The sequence below is a fragment of the Janthinobacterium sp. TB1-E2 genome (genome assembly GCF_036885605.1).
GTDB classification, from domain to species: Bacteria; Pseudomonadota; Gammaproteobacteria; order Burkholderiales; family Burkholderiaceae_D; genus Janthinobacterium; species Janthinobacterium aestuarii.
This window is the reverse complement of record NZ_CP142523.1, coordinates 4,785,150-4,805,391: the sequence shown is the minus strand read 5'-3', so window position 1 is coordinate 4,805,391 and position 20,242 is coordinate 4,785,150. Positions and strand designations below refer to the sequence as shown.

The following is a 20,242-nucleotide window of genomic DNA, read 5'->3' as shown; positions in this document are numbered from 1 at the left end:
ACGGCCCAGCGCCTTTCACCGTCCATCGCCCCCGTCCGCGCCAGCGGCGCTGATGCGTTTGCATCGGCGTCGGCGTCCGCCACAACTCATCAGATGCCATCATGCGCGCGGCACTAGTCGGAGTTGACTTCGGTCACAGCGACTTCGCCGCCAGCATGGAGGAACTCATGCTGTTGTCGCGTTCTGCTGGCGCGGACCCGATTTCCACCATCACGGCCAAGCGTTCGAGTCCCGATTCCGCATATTTCGTCGGCAGCGGCAAGGCCGATGAAATTGGCGACGTCGTCGTCAACGATGGCCTGGAAATCGTCATCTTCAATCATGCCCTCTCGCCTGCCCAGCAGCGCAATCTGGAAAAGCGCCTGAATGTGCGCGTGCTCGACCGTACCAGCCTGATCCTCGACATCTTTGCGCAGCGCGCCAAGAGCCACGAGGGCAAGCTGCAAGTCGAGTTGGCCCAGCTGCAGCATCTGGCCACGCGCCTGATCCGCGGCTGGACCCACCTTGAGCGGCAAAAGGGCGGTATCGGCTTGCGCGGTCCCGGCGAGACGCAGCTCGAGACCGACCGCCGGCTGATCGGCGACCGCGTCAAGGCCTTGCGCGCCCGTCTGGAAAAGCTGCACAAGCAGCGCGAAACGCAGCGCCGCGCGCGCGGCCGCAATCACACATTCTCGGTGTCCCTGGTCGGCTATACCAATGCCGGCAAGTCGACCCTGTTCAATGCCGTGACCAAGGCCGGCGTGTACGTCGCCGACCAGTTGTTCGCCACGCTCGACACCACCTCGCGCCGGGTTTACCTGGGCCAGGAAGTGGGTAACGTGGTGATCTCCGACACGGTCGGCTTCGTGCGCGAATTGCCGCATCAGCTGGTGGCCGCATTCCGCGCCACGCTCGAAGAAACCATCCATGCCGATCTGCTGCTGCACGTCGTCGACGCCGCGTCGCCGGTGCGCATGGAGCAGATCGAGCAGGTCAACCTGGTCTTGAAAGAGATCGGCGCCGATCATATTCCGCAAATCCTCGTGTGGAACAAGATCGATGCGGCCGGGCTGGAGCCTTCGGTGGAGCGCGACGAATATGCTACGATCAGTCGCGTGTTCGTCAGTGCGCAGAAGGGCAGCGGGCTCGACCTGCTGCGCGATGCGATCGTCGAGATGGCCAGGAAGGCGCCCGGTTCGGCCCACCTGTATCAGAACGACGAAGCACCGCAGGAAGATCAGTTTGACGGTCAGTACGACCAGCACGATGGCGCCGCCCCGGACCAGGACGAAGAGCCTGGCGAGGACGATAGGATTTCCACCCACTCCCAAGTCGGAACACGATAGTTATGCTTGTCTCCCTACTCAAAAAAACAGGCTTGAAGTTGTCCCTGAACGATCCCCGCTGGGGCAATCGCAAGGACGACGGCAAGAAAGCCCAAGAAGGCAAAAAGCCCGGCGAAGGTCCGCCGGACCTCGATCAGTTGTGGCGCGATTTCAATCAGCGCCTGAACGCCTTTTTCGGACAGAAGAACCGTCCCGACAACGGCGGCAATAACAACGGCGGTGGCGGTGGTCCGCGCCCAGACATGAAGGGCGCCGGCATCACCGCAGGCGTGGTCGGCGTGATCGCCGTCTTCATCTGGCTCGCCAGCGGCGCCTTCATCGTGCAAGAGGGCCAGAACGGCGTCGTGCTCACGTTCGGCAAGTACAGCCACACCACGCCGGCCGGTTTCAACTGGCGCTGGCCGTACCCGTTCCAGACCGACGAAACCGTCAACGTGTCGCAGGTGCGTACGGTGGAAGTGGGTTACCGCCAGTCGCTGCGCAACAAGCAGGCCAGCGAGTCGCTGATGCTGACGGACGATGAAAACATCATCGACATCCAGTTCGCGGTGCAATACACCCTGAAAGATCCCGTGGCGTGGCTGTTCAACACGCGCGACCAGGAAGATACCTTGCGCCAGGTCGCCGAAACGGCGATCCGCGAAGTGGTCGGCCGCAGCAAGATGGACTTCGTGCTGTACGAGGGCCGCGAAAAGGTGGCCTACGATACGCAGCAGCTGATGCAGCAGATCCTCGACCGCTACAAGGTCGGCGCCGTCATCACCAACGTGACGATGCAGGCCGTGCAGCCGCCGGAGCAGGTGCAAGCCGCCTTCGACGACGCCGTCAAGGCAGGCCAGGACCGCGAACGCCAGAAGAATGAAGGCCAGGCTTACGCCAACGACGTCATTCCAAAAGCCCGCGGTGCCGCTTTCCGCCTGATGGAGGAAGCCGCAGCGTACAGCGCGATGGTGACCGAGAACGCGGCAGGTAATGCTTCGCGCTTCAAGCAGGTGCTGGTCGAGTACCAGAAGGCGCCGGTTGTCACGCGTGACCGCATGTACCTGGAAACGATGCAGCAAGTGTTCAGCAGTGCCAGCAAGGTCATGGTCGACGCGAAGACGGGCAGCAATCTGCTGTACCTGCCGCTCGACAAGCTGATCGCCCAGACGGCGGCCACCGACGCTGCCGCTGCCGCCGCCCGTGCTGCCGCGACACCCGCAGCCAACACCGTTTTGCCACAGGAAGCCATGCCGACAGTAGAAGTCAATCAGCGCCGCGACAGCCGCTCTTCGCGTGAACGGGAGAGCCGCTAATGAATCGTATCGTAGCCGCCCTGATCGCGGGCTTTATCGCGATCATGCTCTTGTCCTCGACCGTGTTCGTGGTCGACCAGCGTAAGTATGCGGTCGTCTTCGCCCTCGGCGAAGTCAAGGAAGTCATCAGCACGCCGGGTCTGTACTTCAAGCTGCCGCCGCCGTTCCAGAACGTGCTGTACCTGGACAAGCGCATCCTGACCTTGGATACGCCGGAACCGGAACGCTTCATCACGGCCGAGAAGAAAAACATTCTTGTCGACGCGTACGTGAAATGGCGCATCGCCGATCCGCGCCTGTATTTCCGCAGCTTCGGCGGCGATGAAAAGCCGGCCCGCAACCGCATGTCGCAAATCGTCAAGGCGGCGCTGAACGATGAAATCACAAAGCGCACCGTGCGCGAAGTGATCTCGGGCCAGCGCGGCAAGGTGATGGAAGCGATCCTGGCGAAGGTCTCGGCGGAAGCGAAGGCCATCGGCGTGGAAATCGTCGACGTGCGCCTGAAACGCGTCGACTACGTCGAGCAGATCAACAACTCCGTGTACGAGCGCATGAAGTCCGAGCGCGTGCGCGTGGCCAACGAGCTGCGTTCGACCGGTTCGGCCGACTCCGAGAAGATCCGCGCCGACGCCGACAAGCAGCGCACGGTGATCCTGGCCGAAGCGTACCGCGAAGCCGAGAAGATCCGCGGCGAGGGCGATGCCAAGGCATCGCAGATCTATGCGGAAGCGTTTGGCAAGAATCCGGAGTTCTACAAGTTCTATCGCAGCCTGGAAGCCTACCGCGCCACGTTCAAGGACAAGGGCGACGTGATGGTGGTCGATCCGAGTTCGGAATTCTTCAAGTACTTCAAGGGCGGCGGCGCAGCCGGTTCGGCCAAGAAGTAAGACAGCATCGGGACTGCCCCCGTCCGCAACGACGGGGCAGTAGCAGCGGGGCCGGCATCAATGCCGGCCCCGTTTTTTTGTGCCCGCCAGGTTGTTGCGGGAAGGCGTAAAATTCCCTGTTTTTAGGGCTGCGCGGCAGCGTTTCGGACAACTTATCCCTAAAGGCCCGTGTTTTCGCGTAAAATATCAGGTTCGGCCTCTTGCCTGGCGCGCCCGCCGCTGCCTCGCATGATGCATTTTTTCAACTTTCTTCCGTATCTCGCTCCCTCATGCCGAATTGGCTTTTGCCCGAAAATATTGCCGATGTTCTGCCGTCGGAAGCGCGCAAGATCGAAGAGCTGCGCCGCCTCATGCTGGATAATTTCCGTCTGTACGGATATGAACTGGTGATGCCGCCGCTGCTCGAGTATCTGGAATCGCTGATGACCGGCGCTGGCAAGGATACCGACCTGCGCACGTTCAAACTGGTCGACCAGCTGTCGGGCCGCATGCTCGGCCTGCGCGCCGACATGACGACGCAAGTGGCGCGCATCGACGCCCACCTGCTGAACCGTGCCACCGTCACCCGCCTGTGCTACGCCGGCAGCGTGCTGCATACCCGTCCGTCGGGTTTGCACGCCACCCGCGAACCGCTGCAGATCGGCGCCGAAATCTATGGCCACGCCGGCCTGGAAGCCGATGCCGAGATCCAGGAGCTGGCGCTTGCCTCGCTGGCACTGGCCGGTTTCGATAGCGTCCGCCTGGATTTGTCGCACGTCGGCCTGTTGCGCGCTATCATTGCGCAAGACGCCGCCGCCGAGCGCGACGAAGCTGCGCTGTACGCCTTGCTGCGCGCGAAAGATGCGCCGGGCCTGCGCGCCCTGACGGCATCCTACGATGCCGTCACGCGCGATGCGCTGCTGGCCTTGCCGAACCTGTATGGCGACATCGACGTGCTGGCGCGTGCGCGCGAAGTGCTGCCGCCGTTGCCGGGCGTGTTGAAGGCGCTGGCCGAACTGGCCGCGCTGGCAGGATCTGCCCTGGGCCGCGCCGAAGTGGCGATCGACCTGGCCGACCTGCGCGGCTACCAATATGAAAGTGGCGCGATGTTTGCGCTGTATGTACCTGGCTTGCCGAACGCGGTTGCGCGCGGCGGCCGTTATGACCACGTCGGCGAAGCGTTCGGCCGGGCACGTCCCGCGACCGGCTTCTCGCTCGATTTGCGCGAACTGGCGCGCCTGTTGCCGACCGCGGAACGGAAGCATTCGATCCGCGCGCCGTGGGGCAGTGCGCCAGAATTGAAGGAAAAAATCGCCGAGTTGCGCAAGGCGGGCGAGGTCGTGATCCAGAGTATGCCGGGTCACAGTAATGAACAAGACGAGTTCGAGTGCGATCGCGTGCTGGTACTTGCCGATAATGGTAGTAGCTGGATTCTTAAAAACTTAGGTTAAGTGATGTCAAAGAAAATTATGGCAAAGAACGTCGTTGTCATCGGCACCCAATGGGGCGATGAAGGTAAAGGCAAGATCGTCGATTGGTTGACCGATCACGCCCAAGGTGTGGTGCGCTTCCAGGGCGGCCACAATGCAGGCCACACGCTGGTCATCGGCGGCGTCAAAACCGCGCTGCAGCTGATCCCGTCGGGCATCATGCGTCCAGGCGTCGCCTGCTACATCGGTAACGGCGTGGTCGTTTCCGTGCCGGACGTGCTGCGCGAAATCGACAAGCTCGAAGCGGTCGGCGTCGAAGTCGCCTCGCGCCTGAAAGTGTCGGACGCGGCGCCCGTGATCCTGCCTTACCACACCGCGATCGACCTGGCGCGTGAAGCCAAGCGTGGCGATGCGAAGATCGGCACCACCGGCAAGGGCATCGGCCCGGCCTACGAAGACAAAGTGGCGCGCCGCGCGATCCGTATCGCCGACCTGCTGAACGAGAAGCGCTTTGCCGAAAAGCTGGCGGAAAACCTCGATTACCACAACTTCGTGCTGGAAAACTACCTGAAGGCGCCGAAAGTCGACTATCAGAAGACACTCGACGACGCGCTGGCCTATGTGCCGCGTCTGCGTCCGATGGTCACCGACGTGTCGAGCGCGCTGTACAAGGCGCACAAGGCCGGCGCGAATCTGCTGTTCGAAGGCGCGCAGGGTTCCCTGCTCGACGTCGACCACGGCACCTACCCGTTCGTCACCTCGTCGAACTGCGTGGCCGGCAATGCCGCCGCCGGTTCGGGTGTCGGTCCTGGCATGCTGCACTACATCATGGGCATCACCAAGGCCTACACGACGCGCGTCGGTTCCGGCCCGTTCCCTTCGGAACTGCCAACGGATGCGGGCGTCGGCCACCACCTGGCGCAAGTCGGCCATGAATTCGGCACCGTGACGGGCCGCGCCCGCCGCTGCGGCTGGTTCGACGCCGCCTTGCTGCGCCGCTCCGTGCAGATCAACGGCGTGACGGGCATGTGCCTGACCAAGCTGGACGTGCTGGATGGTATCGAAACGCTGAAACTGTGCACCGGCTACACCATCGACGGCGTAGCCACGGACATCTTCCCATCGGGCGCCGAAGAAGCCGCCCGTTGCGTGCCGGTGTACGAAGAGATGCCAGGCTGGACGGAAAGCACGGTCGGCGCGAAGTCGCTGGCGGCGCTGCCGGCAACGGCGCGCGCTTACATCAAGCGCATCGAAGAACTGGTTGGCGTACCGGTGGACATGGTTTCGACCGGTCCGGATCGTGAAGAAACGATCGTGCTGCGTCACCCATTCGAATAAGCTGCTGGACACAATCCGCCGCAAGGCGGATTTTTTTAATCACGCTAATAATAAGATTCCACTATCATGACTACCCCACAATCGAACGATCAACACCTTTGGGTCAACTGGGAAGAATACCACCGCCTGATCGAGCGCCTGGCGCTCAAGGTCTACGAATCGGGCTGGAAATTCGACCAGGTATTGTGCCTGGCGCGCGGTGGCGTGCGTCCCGGCGACGTATTCTCGCGCATTTTTGATTTGCCACTGGCTATCCTGTCGACCAGCTCCTACCGCGAAGACGCGGGCACGGTGCGCGGCGACCTCGATATCGCCAAGTACATGACCATGACCAAGGGCCCGCTGGCCGGCCGCATCCTGCTGGTCGACGACCTGGCCGATTCGGGCGTCACCCTGGACAAGGTCACGCGTCACCTGAAGGAAAACTTCCCTGACGTGACCGAAGTCAAATCGGCCGTGATCTGGCTGAAGGGCTGCTCCGTCGTGCGTCCCGACTACTTCCTCGACGAATTGCCGCACAATCCGTGGATCCACCAGCCATTCGAAGACTACGACGGCCTGCGTCCGCACCAGCTGGCGGCGTGGATCAAGAAGGGCGAAGCAGGCAAGTAATTGCGTGCGCGCTTGCAAAAAAAAGACGATCGTGTATCGTCTTTTTTTTCGTCCAAGGAAATGCGATGACCATACTGACGACGGCGCGCCTGCGCCTGGAACCGATTACGGAAAACCACTACGAGCGCATGCGCACGCTCAACACCGATCCCGAGGTGATGACCTACCTGAACGCGGGCCAGCCCGAAAAGGAAGAGGACACGCGCGCCGCCGTCAAGCGCGTCACGGGCCGCTGGGCCGAGTGGGGCTATTCGTGGTGGGCGCTGATACGCCTCGATGATGGCGAGATGGTGGGCATGGCCTGCCTGCAGCATCTCGATGGCGACAAGAGCAAGCCGCACGAAATCGGCTGGCGTCTGGCCCGCACGGGCTGGGGCCAGGGCTATGCCAGCGAAGCGGCGGCCGCCATCGTCGCGCATGCGTTCAACGTCGTCGGCGCGCCCGAAGTGGTGGCCGTGGCGCACCCGGACAATGCCGCCTCGATCAAGGTCATGACGCGGCTGGGCATGCAATACGTGGGCATGGAACGCCATTACGATATCGATAGCGTCGTGTACCGCCTGGCGCGCCCATGACGGCAAGGCCGAAGTCCTTGACGCTGGGCTGCGCCTACGGCGTGCGGTTTTCGCCCGATGGCACGCGCCTGGCCGTGCTGGGGCGCGACCTGGTCCTGTGGGACGTGGCGGCACGCCAGAAACTGTGGCGCGGCAAGTTCATCGCCCACTGTTCCAGCATGGCCTTTTCGCCCGATGGCGGCCGGCTGGCCATCAAGAGCACGACGGGCCAGATGGCCGTGGTGGATGCGCAGGCGGGCCAGTTGCTCGTGAACTTCCAGAACAAAAAAGATGGCGAAGGCTGCGGCCCCGCGTGGTCGCCGTGCGGCCGGTATCTTGTCGATGGCGGCTGGGATGGACGCCTGCGCGTGCGCGATGCGCAGACGGGCGACCTGCTGTTCATGCACGAGCACCCGGGCGAGATGCTGCGCGGTGTCTGGTCCATCGATGGCGGGCGGCGTTTGCTGGTCCTGCATGGCGTCAAGTCGGTGGAGGAAGGGCAGGTGCAGCCGCCCGACTACTGCAGCGTGTGGGACTGGCCATTGCAAGCGGGAGGCGGGCGCGTGGTGCTGTCGCTGCCCAAGCTGGCGTCGTGCGCACCATCGCCCGATGGCGCGCGTCTGGCCGTGCTGCATTACGCAGGCAGCGAGGAATTCTTATCGGTGCATGCGATGGACGATGGCCGCTGTCTGGCCACGGCGCCCGTGGAAGCGGGCGGCGGCACGGGCGACGCCCTGCGCTGGCTGCCCGACGGCAGCGCGCTGGGACGCATCGGCAAGGGCAAGCTGCTGTTCTATGCCTGGCCGGGGCTCGGCGTCGTGGCGCAGGAAGATTTTACGTATCCCTGCGCACTGGACTTTTTGCCTGGCTCGCCATTGGCCGCCATCGGTTCCTGGGAGTCTGGCATGCTGATGGATCTGAACGTTCACAAGGAAACCCCATGATCACCTGCTACCTGCGTTACATCATCGACCCATACAAATTGCGGGAATTCGAAGCCTACGGCAAGCTGTGGATACCGCTGGTCGAACGCTTCGGCGGCCAGCACCACGGCTACTTTTTGCCGTCCGAAGGCGCCAGCAACGTGGCGCTGGCCATGTTCTCGTTTCCCAGCCTGGCCTTGTACGAGCAGTACCGCAGCGACTCGATGCAGGACGCCGAATGCCAGGCCGCCTTCCGCTATGCGGAAGAGACGCGCTGCATCGTCAGCTATGAGCGCAGTTTCTTCCGTCCCGTGTTTGCCTGAACAGGGTCAATCGCGCTGCGGCGCGCCCAGTGGGAAGAGGTGGCGGTACGGTCGCGCCTCTTCGACCGCGCGGGCGAACGACGGGCGGGCCAGCAGGCGCGCGCGGTAGGCGTGCAGCAGGGGCAGCGCCGCGGGAATCGGCTGCGTCCAGTCCGCATAGAACAGCGAGGGCGCGGCGGCGCAGTCGGCCAGCGTAAAGTGGTCGCCGGCGGCCCACGTCTTGCCGGCCAGATGGGTTTCCAGCCAGGCGTAGGCGAGGTCCAGCTTGTCGCCTGCGAACGCGCGGCCTTCCTCGGTCTTCGCCGCGTCGCCGCTCAAGGCGGCGCCGACGGCATGCTGCACAGGTGTCATGACGTGCAGGTCGAAATAGCGGTCGAGAAAACGCACGTCCAGCGCCTGCATGGCGTCGTCCGGCAGTAGGCGCAGGGGACCCGGATGAGCCAGTTGCAGGTATTCGATGATGATGCTGGTCTCGGCGACGTTGCGCTCGCCGTCCACCAGCAGCGGGAATTTGCGCAGCGGCCAGCGCTCCAGCCATTGCCGCAAGTGTTGCTGCATGTCCGGCGCCAGGCAGCGGAAATCGAACGGTATGGCGTTTTCGTACAGGGCGACGAGCACCTTTTGCGTGTACGAGGAAAAGGGATGGCCGTAGAGGATCAGCGACACGGTGGAATCTCCTGTGCAAGGTTGGCAACACGCGCGTGTGGCAACGATAGTGCAATGACAGGATCAATGCAAGCGGTCCGGGCCGTTCCGCTTGCATCTGTTGCCCGCCCGCCGCCTAACTCAGGTTTGCCAGGTAGCGCAATCCCGTGATGCTGGGGAAGAAGCAATACACGCCGCCGCGCGTGATGACGCTGCGCGAAAAATGCTGCAGTTTCGTATTGCCGCTGCCCTTGGCGCCCACGCCGGGCAAGGTGAAGGAGCTGACGCTCGGGGCGTTGATTCCCAGGAACACGTCCTGGCCGCTGATGTTGAGCGTGGCATTGCCCGCCTCGGGACCGGCCGGGCCGACGGCCGATTTGACGAAGGTAGCGTCATCGTTCCATTGCTGCATCAGGAATTCGAACTGATTGCGCAGGTTGGCGTTGATGAAATAGCCGACCAATCCCCGCTGCTCTGCGATGGATGTCACCGGATCGTATTCGCTGCCGTAGGGCATGGCGCGCCGCACGATGCGGTGGTGGCGGGCCGAGGTGCCCACGACGCCTTCGTCGCGCGGATTGTTGCGCCGGATATGCGCGCCGACCGGGCATTTCAGGCCCAGCGTGTCGTCCAGTTCCGGCTGCGCATCGACATAGTGAAAGCGGTTCAGGCTGGCTTTCGGCAGCACGGGCCCCGGTTCGTCCGGCGCGAGCACGAGCGGATTGCCGTTGCGCCAGCGCCCGCACATCTTGGCGGCCACCATCTCGGTACTGAGTCCGGAGCTGGCCGCGCCCTGGCTCAGAATACTGTCGAACAGGGGTACGTCCTGCTCCAGGATGCGGAAGGCGGCATAGCTGCCATTGGTGGACAGTTGCGGCGGCTGCACCTGGTAGGTGCCGCCGTTTTCATTCGGATAGCCGAGCAGGAATTCGCCCGTCTTGACGCTGTTGAGCGGGTCCGGGTCGTATGCGCGTTCGTGCTTGCGCGGCGGGGCGCCGTCGACGTCCGGCTGGGCGATGTTGTCGCGGTAGCCGAAATGCACGCGGTTGCCTGGCAGGGCCACGCCGTCGTGCGCATACAGTTCACGCCAGCCGGCGGCAAAGGCGCCGCGCAGCTTGGCCGACGTTGCCTGCAGCACTTCCTCCGATTCGCTGACCCACAGGCTCAGCATCGCATGCACCTGGCCGGCTGTGGTGGCCGGCCCCAGGTTGCCGAGCCAGTGTTCGGGGGCGCTATCGCCCACGTCGCCCACGGCGGCGACGCTGGCCGGATCGGCCGCACCCCGTTGAAATGCCTGGTCAAAGGTGGCCAGCTCGGCCGCGGTTATCCCCAGAGCCGACAGGCCGGGAGCGGTAAAGCTGAGGTTCAGGAAGCAGGGCGGCTTGGGGTGGATATGGCGCGCGGTGGTAATGGACGGCAGCCCGTCGCTGCCGTCGAGCAGGGCCGCGATAGTGCGCCGCGCCTGCGCCGCATCCGTGATGCTGAAGATGAAATGGCGCGCCAGGTTGACGCGGTAGCCGCGCAGGATCGTGCCTTGCACGTCGTCGTAATCGATGGTGGGATCGGCCATGCTGTTTCTCCGGGGGCTGGGGTGATGGGGCCGCTTGCGCAGCCCCGGCGTGGCGTTTTCTTTAGACGGAAGCGAGGATTTGCTGGACGGTCTGCGGATAGGCGTTATACAGGCCCGTGTTGGGCACGTGCTGCGCGGCGTCGTTGGCGGTGATGAAGGCTTCGAATGCGGCCACATGGTCGGCAACGGGCATCAGCGCCTTGCCGCCCACGACAAACTGCAGCAGCGCGTCGAATACTTCGCCCAGCTGGGCCACGAAATCCTCGATGTAGCCGTTGAAGCTGCCGTCATACTCGGTGATGACGCCGATGATCAGGGTATCGGAAGTGCCCGTCTTGCCAATGTTGGGCAAGAGATTGGCCTGCGAGCGGTCAAACAGGACGAAGCGGGCAAAGTGCACGGTACCGATGTTGGTGAGGGCGGTATTGATCTTCGTCTGGTATTCCTGCAATGCTGCGGCGATGGAGATCGGATTGGTGCCGGGTAGTACCGGCATCATTAAGCACAGTGGATTTGCCATGGAAGGCTCCTCATTACGTGGTTGTCGGGACGACCGACACTACGCCGCGGCTCCTGCTGCGTCAAAAACTATATTTTTGCATTTGTTGCTAAATGTATACTATTGCAACATGATAGTTGCTATGAAATGTGGTCTCATGTGGATAGTTGCCGAGGCTGGCCGGCGCCGGCGGACACTCTGCCGCCAGGCGGTTCTTGCCTGATTCTGGAAGCGCAAGTGGCGCCGCCCGCAGGCCGGGTTCCGGATGGTTTATTTTTGCAGGCTGGGACGGCGCCTCAATCCTCGGCCTGGAACTCGCTGGCCGAGACGAACAGGTCCCACGAGGCGATGAACAGGGCCGCGACCACGGGGCCGATGACAAAGCCGTTCAGGCCAAACAGGGCCATGCCGCCCACGGTCGACAGCAGCACCACGTAGTCGGGCATCTTGGTGTCCTTGCCCACCAGGATAGGGCGCAGCACGTTGTCGACCAGGCCGATGACGAAGACGCCGAAGGCGGCCAGGCCCGCGCCTTGCCAGATGGCGCCCGTGGCCAGGAAGTAGACGGCCACGGGCGCCCAGACGAGGGCGGCGCCGACGGCCGGCAGCAGCGACAGGAAGGCCATCAGCACGGCCCACAGCAGGGGTGCCGGCACGTCGAGGAACCAGAACGCCAGGCCGCCGAGGGCGCCTTGGGCGATCGCCACGAGGATGTTGCCTTTCACCGTGGCACGGATCACGGTGGTGAAATTGGTGAACAGGCGCTGCTTGTACTTGCGGCTCAGCGGCACGGCACCCTTGATGCGGGCCGACAGGGTCGAGCCATCGCGCATGAGGAAAAACAGCAGGTACAGCATGATGCACAGGCTGGTGAGAAATTCGAAGGTGTACAGGCCCACGTTGATGGCTTTCACCGCCACCACCTGGCTCACCTGCGTGGCGCCCTCGGCCAGCTTGTCCTGCAGGCTGGCCAGGCTGGTCAGGTTGAAACGGTCGAGCAAGTTGATCAGCCATTGCGGCAGCACCGCCATGATTTTATTGAAGAACATGGCAACCGTGATTTCGCCCGAACGCACCATTTCCACGACGCTGGCCGCCTGGTTCACGAGCGATACGGAAATGAGCGACAGCGGCAGGATGACGATGACGATAATCAGCAGCAAGGTCAGCAGCGACGCCAGGCCGGCGCGGCCCCGAGTTTTCAGCAGCAGCCAGCGGTACACGGGCGCGAACAGGATCGCCAGGATGACGCCCCAGAAGATGGCGCCCGCATACGGCGCCAGTATCCAGCCGAAGCCGATGGTGACGATGCTCAGGAGGAGCAGGAACACTTTCTGGTGCAGCGTGAGGGTAGGCATGGGCGGTAGCGGAATGATAAGGGTTGAGTTGTCCCATCATAAGCGAGGCATGGTGCGGCGCGCCATACAATTGTCTCGATGCGTGCGCGAGCGCACCTGGCGCCGGCGGTCTGACAGCGCGGTGGCGGCAATTCCAGTAAGCTGTCGCTCCAGGCGTTCCATCCCGGGCGCTGTTGACTTTGACTTCAGGAACGCGCGTGGCCGACAATATTCACTTTTATGAACCTGCACAGGGCCATGGCTTGCCGCATGACCCTTTCAATGCCATCGTGGGGCCGCGGCCCATCGGCTGGATCGCTTCGCACAGCAGCGAGGGCGTGCTCAATCTGGCGCCGTACAGCTTTTTCAACGCCTTCAATTACCATCCGCCGCTGATCGGTTTTTCCAGTATCGGCCGCAAGGATACCCTGCGCAATATCGAACAGACGGGCGAATTCGTGTGGAACCTGGCCACGCGCCCACTGGCCGACGCGATGAATACCAGCTGCGCACCGGCGCCGCCCGAAGTCGATGAATTCGCGCTGGCCGGCCTGACGCCGGCCGCCTCGCGCATCGTCAATGTGCCGCGCGTGGCGGAAAGTCCCGTCTCCTTCGAATGCCGGCGCACGCAGATCATCGAGCTGCAAGGCGTCAATGGCGACGGTGTCGGCAGCTGGCTGGTGCTGGGGGAAGTGGTGGGCGTGCACATCGCGCGCCACCTGCTCAACGATGGCGTGTACGACACGGCGGCCGCCGCGCCGATCTTGCGCGGCGGCGGTCCGGCCGATTATTTCGAGATCGGGCCGGACAGCCTGTTCCACATGCGCCGGCCCGCCTGGCCGTAACATCATGCAGGGAGCGGATGGCGCTCCCTGACGATGCCGCGATAGATCAGCCACGTCGCCACCAGGCTGATGGCGCCGGCGCCGGCCATCCAGTAGCCTGGCGCCGCCTTGTCGCCGGTGCTCTCGATCAGCAGGGTCGACACCAGCGGCGTCATGCCGCCGAACAGCGCCGTGGCCAGGCTGTAGGCCAGCGAAAAGCCCGTGGTCCTGACGCTGGCCGGGATGATTTCCGTCAGCGCGACGATGGTGGCCCCGTTGTAGCTGCCGTACAGGAAGGACAGCCACAGCTCCACCATCAGCATGTGGTCGAAACTGGGATGGGCGACCAGCCACGACAGGGCCGGATACGCGGTCAGCACCGTCAGCGCCGAGCACACGGCCATGATGGGCCAGCGGCCGATGCGGTCGGACAGCGCCCCCATGACGGGCAGCCAGATGAAGTTCGACAGGCCGATGCACAAGGTGACGAGCAGGCTTTCCTCGGTGCTCAGCTTGAGTACGTTCTTGCCGAAGGTCGGCGTGTAGACGGTGATCAGGTAGAACGCGACCGTCGTCAGCACGATCAGCATCGTTCCGGTGACCACCAGCGGCCAGTTGAGGGCGATCGTCCCCAGCATTTGCCGGAACGTGGGATGCGACTTGCGCGTCAGGTAGGCCTCCGTCTCCTGCAGCGAACGGCGGATGTAGAACACCACGGGGATGATGGAGCAGCCGATGAAGAACGGGATGCGCCAGCCCCAGTCCGCGATGAATTCCTTGCTCAAGGTTTCGTTGAGATAGTAGCCGAGCGCGGCGGAAAAGATGATGGCCACCTGCTGGCTGGCCGATTGCCAGCTGACGTAATATCCCTTGTTGCCGGGTGTCGCCATTTCGGACAGGTAGACGGACACGCCCCCCAGTTCCACGCCGGCGGAAAAGCCTTGCAGCAAACGCCCGATCAGCACGAGGAACGGCGCCAGCAATCCGATGGTGGCATAGCCGGGCACGAAGGCGATCAGCGCCGTGCCGGAAGCCATGATGGCCAGGGTCAGCACCAGGCCCTTGCGGCGGCCGATGCGGTCGATATAGCTGCCGAGGATGATGGCGCCCAGCGGCCGCATGAAAAACCCCGCGCCGAAGGTAGCGAACGTCATCATCAGGGCCGCGTATTCGCTGGTGGCCGGGAAGAAGGCCTTGGCAATGTACGTGGCGTAAAAGCCGAACAGGAAAAAATCGTACATTTCGATGAAGTTCCCGCTCGTCACCCGGATGACGGTGGCGATGCGGGAGGGCGGACGCACTTGCGCGCGCGGCGTTGCGGCCTTGGCGATGGGTGCGGCGGTGGAGGGAATGTCCATGATTTACCTATTGATGAAAGATGAGTGACGCACGCCTAGTGCATTGCTGGCGTTGGCGCCGGCGCCGCCGCCGCCGCCGGTTCCAGACCGGTCGCCTCGATCACGCCGGCGTTGTCAGGGGAGGCGAGGAAGCGCAGCAGGGCGCGGCCCGCTTCAGGCTGTTTGCCGCCCGGGGCCAGCGCCGCCGAAAACTGCGTCATCTTTTGCACTTCCGGCGGCAGCAGGCCGACGATATCGATGCCCTCGACCGGCAGCAGCTCGCTGCGCTGCTGGCAGCCGAAATCGGCCTGGCCATGGGCGATGATTTCGCCGACGGGGGTGGCGGGAATTTTTGCGGCCTTGCCTTGCATCTGCTCCGAAATCTGCAACTTGTTCATCAGCTGCGTCTCGATGTAGACGCCGCTGGCGCTGTCCGAATAGGCGACCTTGTCCGCCTTCAGGAAAGCGCTGCGCAAGCCCTCGGTGGTGCTGATGTCGGGCTTGGCCGCGCCGCGCCGCACGGCGCAGGCAATCGGCGAATTGGCCAGCACCACCTTGCTGCCGGGGACCAGGCGGCCTTCCTGCATCAGCTTGTCGAGCGCGTCGCCCACCATGATGACGACGTCGATCGGCTCGCCGCGCGCCAGGCGCGCCGGGATCGCATTCTTGGTCGTCCCCATCGACGGTCCCCATTCGGAAACCAGATGGTCGCCGCTGGCGCGCTCGTAGGCGGGCGCCAGATTTTTGTAGGCCTGGGCGAAACCGCCCGAGCTGACCACGCGGATGTCGGCGGCATGGGCCGCGCCGGCGGCGAGCAGCATGAAGCCGGCCAGTAGGGGGGCGGAGCGCCGCACGAGGGTCTGTTGAAGCATGGTTGTTTCTCCTGTCGTTAAAATTTATGCATGAGGCCGAGCGTCAAGCCCATGCCTTTGCGGTCGTTGGCCCGCGTTCCCGTGACGCCGGCCGCATCGCCTTGCCACGTGGTGTAGTCCGATTCGAGATACAGGGTGGAGCGCGGCGAGAGCGTTTTTTCCAGGTAGGCGAAAGCGCGCTGGAAGCCGTCGTCGACGTGGCCCGTGGCGCTGCGCCGTACCTTGTAGTAGGCGGTTGTGAGCAGCACGTCCGGCGCCAATTGCCGTCCCACGCCGGCCGATATCACGCCTTGTCGGACCGACTTGCCGGCGCCCACGTCGGCGCGGTTGACGCCCAGGTTGGCCTTGAACTGCCAGGCATCCACCTTGTAAGCGGCACCCACGGTGGCGGCGTCGAGGCTGCGGTTGTCGCGATTGCGAAAGCGCATCGCCGCCCCGGACACGGCCAGCCCCGCCTGCTGGTACGTCAGGGCGCCGCCCCAGGTCGATAATGGCGACGTGGCGCCCGCCACCTCGCCGAACGAGTAGGCGGCGCGCGCCACCACCGGCCCGAGGCTGGCGCTGGCTTTCACCATGTTGTCGAGCCGGTAGAAGTTATCGGCATAGCCGCTGCTGCCGTATTGCTGGCCGAACGAGTGGCGGCCAAAAGCCGTATTGCTCAAGCCCGTGATGTTCACGTTCGGATTGAACGAGGCGTAGCGGATGCCCAGCGGGTCCACCGGTGCGATGGCGTCGGCCAGCAAGGTCGCCTGGCGCCCCAGGGTCACGGAGCCCAGCGGCGACTTCAGGCCCACCCACGCTTGCCGGTCGAACAGCTTGTCGGATTTGGCCGCGCTGCCCGTGTCCAGATTCAGGCCGCCCTCGAGGCGGTACAGCGCCTGCCAGCCGCCGCCGAGGTCTTCCTGGCCGCGCAGGCCCCAGCGGCTCGTGTTGTTGATGCCGCTGCTGACGGCGGGCGTGGTGCCGCCGGGCGTGGGCGCATTGGCGGCGTTCAAGCCTTTACCATAGCGGATGCCGGCATCCGCAATGCCATACAAAACCGCGCCGCTCTGGGCCAGGCAGGTGCCGCTGGCCGCGAACAACAGCGCGAAAGTGGAACAATGTCGCATGGTGTCTCCATCTTTTTTTGGGGTGATGCCTTCTTGGCGAGGCTCAGCATTAAGGCCCCATCATCGTTGAAATGGCATAATTTGATAATTGCAATTTTTCCGGGGATTCATGCATGCAGCGCATCAATTACGAACTTCATGATTTGCAGGCCTTCGTGGCCGTGGCGGAGCGCAACAGCTTTCGCCAGGCCGCGGCCGACCTGTTCCTGTCGCAGCCGGCACTGAGCCGCCGCATTGAAAAACTCGAGGATGCGCTGGGCGTCAAGCTGTTCGAACGCACCACCCGGCGCGTGCAGCTGACGAATGTGGGGCAGGTGTTTCTGGTGAACGTGCGCGATGCGCTCAATGGCCTCGAGGATGCCGTGCTCGGTGTCGCCGACCTGGCCGCGCACCGCACCGGGACGGTGACGTTCGCCTGCGTGCCATCGGCCGTGTGGCACTTCCTGCCGGACGTGCTCAAGCGCTTCAGCGCGCAGTTTCCGAAGATCCGCGTGCGCGTGCATGATGAAAGCGCGCAGGACGTGCTCAACCTCGTGCTGACGGGCGAGGCGGATTTCGGCATCAGTTTTACAGGCGCGGAAAATCCGGAGATCCATTTCCAGCCCATCTATGTCGAAACCTACGTGCTGGCGATGCGGCACGACCACCGGCTGGCCAGGCGCAAAAAGCTGAGCTGGAAGGATACCGTCGATGAACGCTATATCTCGGTGGCCAAGTCGAGCGGCAACCGCAGCGTGCTCGATGCGGCGCTGGCGGGCGTGGAAAAGCATCCGTGGATCTCGTGCGAGATCAACCACGTGTCAGGCATCTTGGCGCTGGTGGAGTCGGGCTTGGGCGTGGCGGCGGTGCCAGGGCTGTCGATTTTGCCGGAGCGGCAGGGCACGGTGGTCGGCGTGCCGCTCGTCAATCCCGCCGTGAAACGGACACTGGGCCTGATCAGCCGGCATCAGCATGCGATGCCGCCTGCGTCGCGCACCCTGTTCGACATGATGAGCGCGAGCATAGGCAAGCAGGGGCGGAGGGGATGAACGGTCTTATTTTTGCATGATGGGATCGCGCCCCAGTGTACGCGCCAGCGCGCCGCCGTCGCCGCGCCAGAATTCGCGGTCGGCCAGGCGCACGCGTTCGGCCGCGTGCTGCATGTGTTCCATGGCCGCCTGGCGCGCCCGTTGCGGGTCGCCATCGGCAATCGCCTGGACGATCTTTTCATGTTCGCGCCGCACTTCGATGGAAAAGTCCGTGCGCCGCGCTTCATTCGCGCGCGTCACCTTCACGGCCGAGCGGATCGGGTCGGCAAACATGGCAACGAATTTCGGCCAATAGGGGTTGCCCGTCGCTTCAGCGATCGACAGGTGCAGGCGTACGTCTTCTTCCACGCCGTCGACGCCGGCCGCCACGGCTTCCTCGATCCGGTGCAACGCATGCTCGATGTCGGCCAGCTGGCCCGGCGTGCGCCGCACGGCCGCCAGCGCGGCGATTTCCGCCTCCAGCCCTTGCCGCACCTCGATCAGGTTCAGCAGCGATTGCACGGACTGCTCCGTCAGCGCGTCGCCCCGTTCGCCCGTCTTCGCGCCATCTTGCGCGCACACGAAGGTGCCGCTGCCCTTGCGCGTAACGAGGATGCCGTCGGCCTGCAGCAGGGCGATGGCTTCGCGCAGCACCGTGCGGCTCACGCCGAAGTGGCTGGCCATCGCCTGCTCCGACGGCAAACGCGTGCCGCCGGCCAGGCCATCGTTGTGGATTTGCTGGCGCAGCCGTGCCGCCACCCGCGCACCCAGGGTGCCGGTGGTGAAACTGCCTGCGGCGGGCTCCGGCGGGGGAAGGGTAAAGCGGAACGTGCGGTCCATCGGTGCATCCTTGTGCTAGCGGTTCTCATGGGGCTTGCCTGCTTGCCTGCTTGCCATTATATGGAATATACAGCTTGACACACACAAAACACACACATAATATACATCCATACAAATTTTAGACAAGTTGCCAGCCACCTCCGGTGGACCATAAAAACCGGGCACGGTCGATCCCCCAGCGATCAGGAGACAAGCATGGACGTATCACAAGCATTGCCCGGGCAGCCGGCCGGCGCCGCCGCGAGCCAGAAAACCATCGACGACGCCGTCTACCGCAAGGTGACCTGGCGCATCATTCCCTTCCTCATGCTGTGCTACATCGTCGCTTACCTCGACCGTGTGAACGTGGGCTTCGCCAAGCTGCAAATGCTGGCCGATCTGCAGTTTTCCGAAACCGTATACGGCCTGGGCGCGGGCGTGTTCTTCCTCGGCTACTTCCTGTTCGAAGTGCCCAGCAACGTGATGCTGCACAAGATCGGCGCGCGCGTGTGGATCGCCCGCATCATGATCACGTGGGCCGTCATCTCGGGCGCCTTCATGTTCGTCACGACGCCGACCCAGTTCTACGTCATGCGCTTCCTGCTCGGTATCGCCGAGGCGGGCTTCTTCCCCGGCATCATCCTGTATTTGACCTACTGGTATCCGTCCGAGCGCCGTGCGCGCATGGTGTGCACCTTCATGGCCGCCATTCCCGTGGCGGGCCTGATCGGCGGCCCCCTGTCGGGCTGGATCATGGAAACTTTCGCCGGCTGGCACGGCTATGCGGGCTGGCAGTGGATGTTCGTGCTCGAAGCGATTCCCGCCGCGCTGATGGGCGTGGCCGTGCTGTTCTACCTCGATAACAGCATCCGCGCCGCGAAGTGGCTGACGGAAGACGAAAAAGTCATCCTCGAACAGCGCATCGCCACGGAAGCGCAGGGCAAGGTATCGCACCCGTCGATCCGCGCCATGTTCGCCGACCCGCGCATCTGGGTCATGGCCCTGATTTATTTCTGCTGCGTGATGGGCCAGTATTCGCTGACCTTCTGGCTGCCCAGCCTGATCAAGGCGGCCGGCGTGACGGGCGTGCTCAATATCGGCCTGTTCACGGCGATCCCGTACTCGGTGGCCGTGGCGTCGATGATTTTGCTGGGCCGCAGCTCGGACAAATACCGCGAACGCCGCTGGCACATGGCCATCCCGCTGGTGGTCGGTGCCGCCGCCATCGTCTGCAGTGCGCTGGCCGGCGCCCACAACACGGGCTGGGCCATCTTCTTCCTGACGATCGCCGCCGGCGGCATCCTGGCTGCCTCGCCGATGTTCTGGAGCCTGCCGACGGCTTTCCTGGGCGGCGTCTCGGCCGCCGCCGGCATCGCCGCCATCAACTCGGTGGGCAACCTGGCCGGCTTCGCGGCGCCGTACATGATCGGTTCCATCAAGGACCTGACGCAGTCGACCGACATCGCCATCTACCTGCTGGCCGGCATCCTGGTGATCGGCGCCATCATCATCATGCGCGTGCCGGCCAAGTTGGTGAACAAATAAAACTGGAGTAGC

The 20,242-nt window shown here is 63.7% G+C and carries 20 protein-coding genes; 12 read left to right on the top strand and 8 right to left on the bottom strand.

Features of this window, described 5'->3' with window-relative positions:
- Positions 1-101 precede the first annotated feature (101 nt).
- From hflX to OPV09_RS21635, 9 genes are all read left to right on the top strand, one after another.
- Positions 102-1,325 (top strand): GTPase HflX, encoded by a 1,224-nt coding sequence (gene hflX, locus OPV09_RS21675; RefSeq protein WP_034752026.1) that lies wholly within the window; start codon positions 102-104, stop codon positions 1,323-1,325.
- A gap of 2 nt (positions 1,326-1,327) precedes the next feature.
- On the top strand, positions 1,328-2,620 hold the full coding sequence (hflK, locus tag OPV09_RS21670; RefSeq protein WP_034752025.1) for an FtsH protease activity modulator HflK: 1,293 nt from the start codon (positions 1,328-1,330) through the stop codon (positions 2,618-2,620).
- Positions 2,620-3,507: a protease modulator HflC gene (gene hflC / locus OPV09_RS21665; protein ID WP_034752023.1), complete on the top strand. Its 888-nt coding sequence runs from the start codon at positions 2,620-2,622 to the stop codon at positions 3,505-3,507. Before hflK ends, hflC begins: the two co-directional genes overlap by 1 nt.
- A gap of 269 nt (positions 3,508-3,776) precedes the next feature.
- A complete protein-coding gene (locus OPV09_RS21660) occupies positions 3,777-4,937 on the top strand; it encodes an ATP phosphoribosyltransferase regulatory subunit (RefSeq protein ID WP_034752022.1) in 1,161 nt (386 codons plus the stop codon).
- Between the two features lie 3 nt (positions 4,938-4,940).
- On the top strand, positions 4,941-6,254 hold the full coding sequence (locus OPV09_RS21655; RefSeq protein WP_034752021.1) for an adenylosuccinate synthase: 1,314 nt from the start codon (positions 4,941-4,943) through the stop codon (positions 6,252-6,254).
- A 66-nt stretch (positions 6,255-6,320) separates the two neighbouring features.
- A complete protein-coding gene (locus OPV09_RS21650; protein WP_034752020.1) occupies positions 6,321-6,866 on the top strand; it encodes a phosphoribosyltransferase in 546 nt (181 codons plus the stop codon).
- A gap of 65 nt (positions 6,867-6,931) precedes the next feature.
- Positions 6,932-7,441, top strand: a complete 510-nt coding sequence (locus OPV09_RS21645; protein WP_338679353.1) for a GNAT family N-acetyltransferase — start codon at positions 6,932-6,934, stop codon at positions 7,439-7,441.
- Positions 7,438-8,364 carry a hypothetical protein gene (locus OPV09_RS21640; protein ID WP_338679352.1) on the top strand — a complete coding sequence of 309 codons (927 nt, stop codon included), beginning with the start codon at positions 7,438-7,440 and terminating at the stop codon, positions 8,362-8,364. Before OPV09_RS21645 ends, OPV09_RS21640 begins: the two co-directional genes overlap by 4 nt.
- Positions 8,361-8,666, top strand: a complete 306-nt coding sequence (locus OPV09_RS21635; protein ID WP_034752016.1) for an NIPSNAP family protein — start codon at positions 8,361-8,363, stop codon at positions 8,664-8,666. Before OPV09_RS21640 ends, OPV09_RS21635 begins: the two co-directional genes overlap by 4 nt.
- 6 nt (positions 8,667-8,672) lie before the next feature.
- Here OPV09_RS21635 and OPV09_RS21630 read toward each other — a convergent pair whose 3' ends face one another.
- The 4 genes from OPV09_RS21630 to OPV09_RS21615 all read right to left on the bottom strand — a co-directional run bounded on the left by OPV09_RS21630 (position 8,673) and on the right by OPV09_RS21615 (position 12,738).
- Positions 8,673-9,332 (bottom strand): glutathione S-transferase family protein, encoded by a 660-nt coding sequence (locus tag OPV09_RS21630; RefSeq protein ID WP_338679351.1) that lies wholly within the window; start codon positions 9,330-9,332, stop codon positions 8,673-8,675.
- Between the two features lie 115 nt (positions 9,333-9,447).
- Positions 9,448-10,881 (bottom strand): hypothetical protein, encoded by a 1,434-nt coding sequence (locus tag OPV09_RS21625; protein ID WP_338679350.1) that lies wholly within the window; start codon positions 10,879-10,881, stop codon positions 9,448-9,450.
- Between the two features lie 61 nt (positions 10,882-10,942).
- The gene (locus tag OPV09_RS21620; RefSeq protein ID WP_152546463.1) at positions 10,943-11,401 is read right to left on the bottom strand and encodes a hypothetical protein; all 459 of its coding nucleotides are present in this window, start codon (positions 11,399-11,401) and stop codon (positions 10,943-10,945) included.
- Between the two features lie 275 nt (positions 11,402-11,676).
- Positions 11,677-12,738: an AI-2E family transporter gene (locus tag OPV09_RS21615; RefSeq protein ID WP_166449140.1), complete on the bottom strand. Its 1,062-nt coding sequence runs from the start codon at positions 12,736-12,738 to the stop codon at positions 11,677-11,679.
- Positions 12,739-12,935: 197 nt separating this feature from the next.
- Here OPV09_RS21615 and OPV09_RS21610 point away from each other — a divergent pair, with 197 nt between their 5' ends.
- Positions 12,936-13,562, top strand: a complete 627-nt coding sequence (locus OPV09_RS21610) for a flavin reductase family protein (protein ID WP_338679349.1) — start codon at positions 12,936-12,938, stop codon at positions 13,560-13,562.
- Between the two features lie 2 nt (positions 13,563-13,564).
- Here the strand turns inward: OPV09_RS21610 and OPV09_RS21605 are convergent, their stop codons facing one another.
- Genes OPV09_RS21605 through OPV09_RS21595 form a run of 3 tightly spaced genes read right to left on the bottom strand, consistent with a single transcriptional unit; the run spans position 13,565 to position 16,859 of the window.
- Entirely contained in the window at positions 13,565-14,899 is a 1,335-nt protein-coding gene (locus tag OPV09_RS21605; protein WP_338679348.1) for an MFS transporter, read from the bottom strand.
- Positions 14,900-14,934: 35 nt separating this feature from the next.
- Positions 14,935-15,750, bottom strand: coding sequence for a substrate-binding domain-containing protein (locus OPV09_RS21600; RefSeq protein ID WP_338679347.1), 816 nt, complete (start codon positions 15,748-15,750; stop codon positions 14,935-14,937).
- Between the two features lie 17 nt (positions 15,751-15,767).
- Positions 15,768-16,859: a porin gene (locus tag OPV09_RS21595; protein WP_338679346.1), complete on the bottom strand. Its 1,092-nt coding sequence runs from the start codon at positions 16,857-16,859 to the stop codon at positions 15,768-15,770.
- A 113-nt stretch (positions 16,860-16,972) separates the two neighbouring features.
- Here OPV09_RS21595 and OPV09_RS21590 point away from each other — a divergent pair, with 113 nt between their 5' ends.
- On the top strand, positions 16,973-17,887 hold the full coding sequence (locus OPV09_RS21590) for a LysR family transcriptional regulator (protein WP_338679345.1): 915 nt from the start codon (positions 16,973-16,975) through the stop codon (positions 17,885-17,887).
- 6 nt (positions 17,888-17,893) lie between these two features.
- On the opposite strand, the gene OPV09_RS21585 is transcribed toward OPV09_RS21590, so the two are convergent.
- Positions 17,894-18,706: a FadR/GntR family transcriptional regulator gene (locus OPV09_RS21585; RefSeq protein ID WP_338679344.1), complete on the bottom strand. Its 813-nt coding sequence runs from the start codon at positions 18,704-18,706 to the stop codon at positions 17,894-17,896.
- A 195-nt stretch (positions 18,707-18,901) separates the two neighbouring features.
- Here OPV09_RS21585 and OPV09_RS21580 point away from each other — a divergent pair, with 195 nt between their 5' ends.
- A complete protein-coding gene (locus OPV09_RS21580; protein WP_034752002.1) occupies positions 18,902-20,230 on the top strand; it encodes an MFS transporter in 1,329 nt (442 codons plus the stop codon).
- Positions 20,231-20,242: the final 12 nt, after the last annotated feature.

Coding starts and splice junctions, on each gene's coding strand:
- hflX (WP_034752026.1), top strand. CDS start 102: ATGCGCGCGGCACTAGTCGGAGTTGACTTCGGTCACAGCGACTTCGCC.
- OPV09_RS21580 (WP_034752002.1), top strand. CDS start 18,902: ATGGACGTATCACAAGCATTGCCCGGGCAGCCGGCCGGCGCCGCCGCG.
- OPV09_RS21605 (WP_338679348.1), bottom strand. CDS start 14,899: ATGGACATTCCCTCCACCGCCGCACCCATCGCCAAGGCCGCAACGCCG.
- OPV09_RS21645 (WP_338679353.1), top strand. CDS start 6,932: ATGACCATACTGACGACGGCGCGCCTGCGCCTGGAACCGATTACGGAA.
- OPV09_RS21625 (WP_338679350.1), bottom strand. CDS start 10,881: ATGGCCGATCCCACCATCGATTACGACGACGTGCAAGGCACGATCCTG.
- OPV09_RS21635 (WP_034752016.1), top strand. CDS start 8,361: ATGATCACCTGCTACCTGCGTTACATCATCGACCCATACAAATTGCGG.
- OPV09_RS21640 (WP_338679352.1), top strand. CDS start 7,438: ATGACGGCAAGGCCGAAGTCCTTGACGCTGGGCTGCGCCTACGGCGTG.
- OPV09_RS21620 (WP_152546463.1), bottom strand. CDS start 11,401: ATGGCAAATCCACTGTGCTTAATGATGCCGGTACTACCCGGCACCAAT.
- OPV09_RS21600 (WP_338679347.1), bottom strand. CDS start 15,750: ATGCTTCAACAGACCCTCGTGCGGCGCTCCGCCCCCCTACTGGCCGGC.
- OPV09_RS21585 (WP_338679344.1), bottom strand. CDS start 18,706: ATGGACCGCACGTTCCGCTTTACCCTTCCCCCGCCGGAGCCCGCCGCA.
- hflK (WP_034752025.1), top strand. CDS start 1,328: ATGCTTGTCTCCCTACTCAAAAAAACAGGCTTGAAGTTGTCCCTGAAC.
- OPV09_RS21590 (WP_338679345.1), top strand. CDS start 16,973: ATGCAGCGCATCAATTACGAACTTCATGATTTGCAGGCCTTCGTGGCC.
- OPV09_RS21660 (WP_034752022.1), top strand. CDS start 3,777: ATGCCGAATTGGCTTTTGCCCGAAAATATTGCCGATGTTCTGCCGTCG.
- OPV09_RS21595 (WP_338679346.1), bottom strand. CDS start 16,859: ATGCGACATTGTTCCACTTTCGCGCTGTTGTTCGCGGCCAGCGGCACC.
- hflC (WP_034752023.1), top strand. CDS start 2,620: ATGAATCGTATCGTAGCCGCCCTGATCGCGGGCTTTATCGCGATCATG.
- OPV09_RS21650 (WP_034752020.1), top strand. CDS start 6,321: ATGACTACCCCACAATCGAACGATCAACACCTTTGGGTCAACTGGGAA.
- OPV09_RS21655 (WP_034752021.1), top strand. CDS start 4,941: ATGTCAAAGAAAATTATGGCAAAGAACGTCGTTGTCATCGGCACCCAA.
- OPV09_RS21615 (WP_166449140.1), bottom strand. CDS start 12,738: ATGCCTACCCTCACGCTGCACCAGAAAGTGTTCCTGCTCCTCCTGAGC.